At 58.7% G+C, this 7,256-nt stretch carries 4 protein-coding genes and 3 pseudogenes; 5 read left to right on the top strand and 2 right to left on the bottom strand.

Annotated features, from left to right (window positions below; all coding sequences use genetic code 11):
• A pseudogene (locus tag NKJ89_RS35240) lies at positions 1-77 on the bottom strand (transposase); the annotation flags it as partial.
• Between the two features lie 38 nt (positions 78-115).
• On the opposite strand from NKJ89_RS35240, the gene NKJ89_RS35245 reads away from it, so the two are divergent.
• From NKJ89_RS35245 to NKJ89_RS35260, 5 genes and pseudogenes are all read left to right on the top strand, one after another.
• Complete coding sequence (locus NKJ89_RS35245) at positions 116-982, top strand: ATP-binding protein (RefSeq protein ID WP_352609021.1); 867 nt, start codon at positions 116-118, stop codon at positions 980-982.
• 761 nt (positions 983-1,743) lie between these two features.
• Positions 1,744-2,881, top strand: a pseudogene (locus NKJ89_RS35250) (ISL3 family transposase); the annotation flags it as partial.
• Positions 2,882-2,951: 70 nt separating this feature from the next.
• Positions 2,952-3,141 (top strand): annotated as a pseudogene (locus tag NKJ89_RS35895) (hypothetical protein).
• A 620-nt stretch (positions 3,142-3,761) separates the two neighbouring features.
• Complete coding sequence (locus NKJ89_RS35255) at positions 3,762-4,847, top strand: HlyD family secretion protein (RefSeq protein WP_023785277.1); 1,086 nt, start codon at positions 3,762-3,764, stop codon at positions 4,845-4,847.
• A 32-nt stretch (positions 4,848-4,879) separates the two neighbouring features.
• Positions 4,880-7,039 carry a peptidase domain-containing ABC transporter gene (locus tag NKJ89_RS35260; protein ID WP_023746284.1) on the top strand — a complete coding sequence of 720 codons (2,160 nt, stop codon included), beginning with the start codon at positions 4,880-4,882 and terminating at the stop codon, positions 7,037-7,039.
• Here the strand turns inward: NKJ89_RS35260 and NKJ89_RS35265 are convergent.
• Positions 7,036-7,256, bottom strand: a 221-nt coding sequence (locus tag NKJ89_RS35265) for a type II toxin-antitoxin system prevent-host-death family antitoxin (RefSeq protein WP_352609022.1), incomplete at its 5' end; no start/stop codon positions are given. The genes NKJ89_RS35260 and NKJ89_RS35265 overlap by 4 nt on opposite strands.

Genomic DNA, 7,256 nt, shown 5'->3' on the forward strand with positions numbered 1-7,256 from the left:
CCGTGATGGCGGATGCGATGGAATCCGTCTGGAAGAGCGTGCAGCAGGAAGCGCCGGATGAACTCGTCGGCGCTTAAAGCGCGTGACGATGCCTTTCGACGTCTCGGAGAGTGTAATGGATCTCGCGCCATTGCTGCGGGTTACACTTCGTGCGGATGTTGAGTTGAACTTCAAGATCAACGAGTGGCAAACGGTGATCGAGGGCAGCCCGACCGAGATACAGCAGATCCTTATGAATCTATGCAAGAACGCGTCGGAGGCTCTCTTGAATGAGGGCCGTGTCGAGATTAGCGTTTCTCGCGCTCACGTCTGTCAAACGAAGCCCGTGGCTAAGGGCACCTTGAAACCGGGAGATTACGTTCTCCTCTCCATCAGCGACGATGGCCAAGGAATCGCAAGTTCGGTGCTTCCGCATATCTTTGAGCCCTTTTTTACCACGCGCTCTCGCGTCGGCGGGACCGGACTGGGTCTTGCTGCAGTGGACCGCCATGTGAGCGCGCTCGCAGGATGCCTTGACGTCACCTCGGCTGTTGGCCGAGGTACACGCTTCGATCTCTACTTACCGGCCTGCGCTGAGGAGCAGGTCAGAGCTGATAGCGCTTTCGGCCCATGCGATGGATCACTTGGCAACGGAGAAATCATTGCAGTCGTTGACCCCGATCCAGCAGCGTTGGAGATCTACAAGGATAAGATCGCCGCGCTGGGATATAAGCCGGTCGGCTTCGCGACCTTCGAGAGTCTTTGCGACTGGATTGAGAGCGGGAAGGCAGCCGACCTCCTAATTTTGGATAAAGCGACTTTCCTCGGGCCAGGACAGCCCGAAGCCGTACGTACCACCCTGATGACGGTGCCCATCATCGTCGTTGGTGGAAGCGACCCCATGCCGATCACATCTGGTAATCAGACCTTCGTCCTTTGGCTAGCCAAACCGGTCTCGTCCAGGACGATGGAGCATGCAATTCGTAGGATGATAATGGCATGATGCCGCCGACGCGCTCAGGATACCGAGCTACCGAGGCAGTCGGAGGCGGAGCCGGCTGGGATCCAGCAATACAAGAGCGTCGGACGATCTCTGCGCACCCGGCTCATGGCGAGTTCCCCCGAAAACTGTCGTCGGCTTCCGCCCAAGGAAGGGCTCCCCGACCACGGCAAACCTGCCGCCGTGCTCGTGACCGTCAAGGACAAGTCGCCGCGCGATGGGGTCTGCGGGCCTCCATCCTTGACAAGTCACTGCGCGCTGGCGGCGACAGGCGACGGGTAATATAAGGTCGGGACGAGGAGATGGTCGCCAATCGGTCACGCAAGATGGTTGACGAAATGACTCGAGAGCAAAGCTCGACAATCATCGCCCCATTCACGCCAGACTTCTCCTGTGCGTTCATCATCGGCTACGGCTCCTCGCTGCCCCGACAAGGCTATCGCCGCCCCTTTGAAACTGCCGAGTATCTGACCAAATTTCCAGTAGAACCGATTTCACGGCCGCGGTGGTGCGGTCGTCGTAGTCGGCGGCCCGATTGCGGATCGGGCGGTACTACTGGAGCCATTGCAATTCCTGCCGCAAATGGTCAGCGGCCTCCTGTCCCCTCTCCCCGGATATCACCAAATCAAGGTAAGTTTGAACAGGACTTGTGCAAACGACGCCGGGCGCCGGCTCGATTGTATCAAGCAGTGGCCCTTCATCCTTCAGGATCGAGATCACAACGTTTTCACCCTTCGCCGCCGACGACAGCTTGAGGGCATGTCGCCGAGCGATCCCGCCGGACCTCGCGATTGGAGTGTATCGTTCATCATCTTGGGCTGGCGCTCGGCGGCCGGCCGGCGGCCAGTTTTGCGAAGCGGCTGATGGTCCCGGTCAATAATAACACGCTGCTGCGGGTGGTGCGGCGACGGGCCTGTTTGCAAACAGATCCTCTCAAAGTTGTCGGCATTGATGATTGGGCCTTCCGTCGCGGCCATCCTTACGGCACGATCGTCTGTGATCTGGAGCGGCGGCGGACGGTGACACTGTTGCCTGATCGTGAGGTTGCCACCGTCGAGGCCTGGCTCGCCGACCATCCTCAGATCGAAACCGTCTCGCGCGACCGCGGCGGCGGTTACGGTGAAGCGACCGCGAAGGCGTTGCCCGAAGCGGTTCAGGTCGCCGACCGCTGGCATCTCATGAAGAATGCGAGTGCGGCTTTCCTCGACGCCGTCCGCGATGCGGACAATCCGAACTGCGATCGGCGCTACGATCTGCTCACCTACGCGGAGAAGCGGCAATACGAAGGCTATCTGCGGCGCGAGGAGACAAATGCGGCAATCATGAAACTTGCCAGCGAAGACATCCCATCAAGGAGATCGTGCGTCGCACCGGCCACAGCCGTAAGCTGGTCCGTCAGGTGGTCCGTGGCCAGCGGACCGATATTTTCCGCGCCCGCCAGAGTTCACTCGAAGCCTGGCTGCCCTTGCTGGAAGGGCAATGGAAATCTGGTTGCCACAATGCAAGCGAGCTTTGGCGACGGCTGAGACAAAGGGCTTTCGGGGACGTCTGGGTGTCGTCAGCGAATGGGCAAGGCGACGACGACGCGCCGAACAGGCATCCGATCAGCAACTCCACAAGGTGCCATCAGCCAGAACGATCGCACGGTTAATGACGACGGCGCGCGATCAACTGAACAAAACCGACACTATGATGATCGCTGTCATCGAGGCGGGTGTGCCCATGCTGGTGGAAGCACGCAATCTGATCAATGGCATCATTCGCGACCGTGCTGCCGTCCGCGCCGCGATCACCGAGCCTGGTCCAACGGGCAGACGGAAGGACAGATCACCAAGGTCAAGCTTGTAAAACGGCAGATGTACGGCCGACCTCCTCCAAGCACGTTTGATCGGTGCTGCCTGAAAGAAAATATCATCGAGAGTGCGTCAGACCCCTTGTTCCACGCCGAAACACAATCAATCACTTCGCGAAAATGCTCGGAGAGGACCCCGAACTCCTGGAGGCGATCGTCTGTAACGGCGACAATCTGTGCTACGGCAGTCTCATCAGCGTTTACGACGGCACGGGCGCCCATGCGACCAATGACTGGAAACGATTTCCTCGAAGACTTCGTCTCAGAGCCAGACATCATCGCACGCATCAAAGCGAAATCTCCGCGGTAACAATCGGGCGCTTACACAAGACCACACTGCCGCAAGCTGCTCAGCGTGTTCCAGATGCTGTTCCTGACAGGCCGGTTCTCTCGGCAGAATGCTTGGCCGAAATATATCCTCCATGCAGGCAGAGCTCACCTACCCGCACTGGCCCCTACCAGTGTCGGGTTTGTCGAATCCGCGACACGGTGACGTCTGGCTGGCGTGCCGCCGCGCTCTCAGTGAAGCCATTGAATAACATCCAGAACAGTTTTCTGGGTCGCTTCCTGTGCAGTTGGCACGACTCTTGATGTTGGTTGTACGGCGGCAAAAGCCGCTAAATGGCAGACTGGTTCATCTTATTTGATCTCTAGGAAAGGAGACAGCAATGAAGGTCGATCTGTCAGACTATGGTGTGACTGAATTGGCTCCAGAAGAAGCATCCACAATTTCGGGCGGGTGGGCTTTTTTTGCGGCGATAGCTTTCGCGGTGGCGGGGTTAGTAGGCGTTGCGGCTGCGACTATACTGGTAGCGGCGAGGCACTGGAAGAGACACGGTTAGAACATTAGTGTGCAAGCTAAATACCCTTACTCCTGAAATTGCCAGCTACACTGCAGAGAGCATTCTCTCCCGACGATCAGGACGATCTTTGATCATCTATCGGCTGATTTTGCTCTCTGTGGTTGCGACGTTGGTATCGCTGCCACTCATCACCATAGCGATCTCGGTCCAAAGTGCCGGTATCATTCGCCCCACCGTCGAGAAGACGCCCCTGGTCGCACCCGTCTCCGGACGCATCTCCCGTATCCTTGCCGTTGAGAACGATCTGGTTGCCCAGGGGCAGGAGATTCTCGCCCTCGATGATGAGGTGGTTGAGGAAAAGCTCAGGGCGTATAAAGGCGATATTCGCGCTAAGAGTGATCTTGCCCGTGACCTCGAAACCCTGATCTCCTCCGGCACGAAGGCCAAGGACCCGATCCTCCTCCTGACCGAGTCCGCCAAGGCGGAGCGGGCGCATTTTCTCAACCTGCTGCGGGAGAACCAATATGCCAGCAGTAATGCCGCGGCGGAACTCGACCGCGCTAAGCGACTGCTCTCCGCTGCTGCGACGCCCGCAAAGGCCGTTGACGAGAAGGCTTTCGCCCTCCAGAACATTGAGGTTCAGGGGGAGATCCTTGCCCGGCGCAAATCCGCCGAATGGAACCAGCAGCTCTTCGACCTTACCCTGCGCCTCAAGGAACTCACGGCCGCCGTGCATCAGCTCGAGAAGGAACGGGATCTCACCCACATTCGGGCCTCCGTGTCAGGCGCACTCGAGCAATTCACCGGCCTGACCCCCGGCAGCTACATCCAGGCCGGGCAAACCGTTGCTTGGGTTTCGCCGGACGACGAACTGGTGGCGGAAATCTACGTCTCCCCCAAAGACATCGGCTTCGTGCGGGAGGGCCAGTCGGTGCGGCTCCAAGTGGATGCCTTCAACTACAATCAATGGGGTCTCATCGATGCGACAGTGCTCGGCGTAGCGCAGGACTTCACCCTCCACGACATGAGCCCGGTCTTCAAGGTCCGCTGCGCACTCTCTCGCACCCATCTCGCACTCAAGAACGGGGTCATCGGTCATCTGAAGAAGGGCATGACCGTGCGGGCCCGCTTCCTCGTGGCAGAACGCACTCTTCTGCAACTCCTCTACAATGAGGCCGACGATTGGCTCAATCCCCTCCTGGCGGGCCACTAATCCTTCCCTATCCAAACAGCCAGCGAGCCGCTATGTCGAGCAAGGTTATCAAGTTCAAGCAGCACGACATCACCGATTGTGGAGCTGCCAGTCTTGCTTCTGTCGCAGCCTTCTATGGTCACAAGCTGCCATTGTCGCGCATCCGCCAGTATGCCTCGACCGACCGCTCCGGCACTACCGTACTGGGCCTCACGGAAGCGGCCCGGAAGCTGGGCTTTGTCGCCAAGGGAGTGAAGGGTGGCTTCGACAGCCTGTACAAGATCCCCAAGCCCGCTATCGCGCACGTCGTCGTCAAGGGGGTCCTTCACCACTTCGTCGTCATCCAGGCGATCGACGCGAGGTGGGTCACCGTCATGGACCCAGCCTATGGCGAAATCCGCAAGCTGCCGCACGAGGAATTCAAGACGCAATGGACTGGCGTCCTGGTGCTCCTGGTTCCGGCAGCCACCTTCAAGCGCCGCGACGAGACCATTACGCCGCTTGCCCGGTTCGCGCGTCTGCTTGCGCCACAAAAGGCGGTGATGGCCCAGGCTCTCGCCGGGGCGCTCGTGACGACGGTACTCGGGCTCTCGACGGCAATCTACGTCCAGAAGATCGTCGATCATGTGATCACAGCGGGCAACCGCAACCTGCTCAACCTGATGAGCCTCGTCATGCTGGTGATCCTGGTGGCGCAGATCCTGATCAATCTCCTCGGGAACAGGCTTATCCTGCAAACGGGGCAGAAGATCGATGTCCACTTGATCCTCGGCTACTACAAGCACATCCTAAACCTGCCCCAGAAGTTCTTCGACAGCATGCGCATGGGCGAAATCATCGCCCGGATGAACGACGCCGTGAAGATCAGGAGCTTCCTGAACGACGTCTCGATCAGCATATTCGTTGACGTGCTAATGATTCTATTTTCGTTCGGGCTGATGTGCATCTACTCGTGGAAGATCGCCTTGGTCGTGGCGGTCTCCATTCCGCTGTATCTCTTGGTCTATTGGACCATCAACCGGCTGAATAGGAAGCACCAGCGCGCGATTATGGAGGATGCCGCAAACCTGGAGGCGGAGCTGGTGGAATCCCTCGGAGCTGTCTCCACAATCAAGACCTCCGGCGTGGAGAGTTTCGCCAACTTCAAGATGGAGATCCGTTTCATCAAGATGCTGCACTCCGTCTACAGTTCCGGTCTCATCTCGATCTTCGGGGATAATGCCTCGACTTTCCTCTCGACCCTATTCACCATCGTGCTGATGTGGTTCGGAACGACGCTTGCCCTGGATCAAACCGTCACGCCCGGCGAGTTACTGTCCTGTTATACGTTACTCGGCTATGTCATCCGGCCGGTCGCCAATCTGATCCAGACTAATCGGATCGTTCAGGATGGCTTCATCGCAGCGGATCGCCTGTTTGAGATCTTCGACCTGGAGCAGGAGACAAGCGGCGGCGGCATCGATGCCACAAAGTCCGACCTTGGTGATATTCGCCTGGAGAACGTCACGTTCCGCCATGGTTCGCAGCCGGAGCTTTTCCACGATCTCAGCGTCATCTTCCGCCGGGGCGAGATGACGGCCGTGGTGGGGGAAAGCGGCTCGGGCAAGAGCACCCTTGCGGCGCTGCTGCAGAATGTCTACCCGCTTGAGGGCGGACGCATCCGGATCGGTCCCTTTGCCCTCCAGGATCTCTCAACGGTGTCCGTGCGCAAGGCTATCGCTGCTGTGCCGCAATCGGTCGATGTGTTCTCGGGCTCGGTGATCGGGAACATCGCCCTTGGCGAGTTCGAGCCGGACATCGAGAAGATCCTGCACATCTGCGATCAAATAGGGCTACGAGAGCTGATCGAGCGCTGGCCCGGCGGTCTCCAGACCTATTTGGGCGAGAATGGTGTCCGCCTCTCCGGCGGCGAGAAGCAGCAGCTTGCGTTGGCTCGGGCTCTGTACCGGGATCCGGAGATCCTGATCCTCGACGAAGCGACCTCCTCTCTCGACTCGATAGCCGAGGGGTTTGTCCTGCGAATCATTGAAGATCTTCGTCGGGCCGGTAAGACCATAATCGTCATCGCTCATCGACTCAGCACCATTCGTAGGGCCGACAAGATCGTGGTCTTCGACAAGGGACAGCTTATTGAGGAGGGGAGGCATGCTGATCTGCTGGCAACTGAAGGTGCTTACGCACGCTTGTGGCGGGCGCAAACCGGATCCAGCTAACCACGACGGTGCCGTAGCGCATCGATCACCGCCAGCCATCGATCGAACTGCCCGGCGGTCAGGAGCACAAATTTGCGCTTGCCGCGCTTTGTGATCTCGACAGACCCTCGGTATGCCGCCTCGACCACCTCGTCGGATTTGTTGCCGAGGTCGGTTAGAGCATAATCTGACCTGATGGAATCGCGAGGGATTCCCATCGGGGAGAATATCTGATTCA

This window comes from Mesorhizobium sp. M0047, assembly GCF_040323315.1.
Classification (GTDB): Bacteria; Pseudomonadota; Alphaproteobacteria; order Rhizobiales; family Rhizobiaceae; genus Mesorhizobium.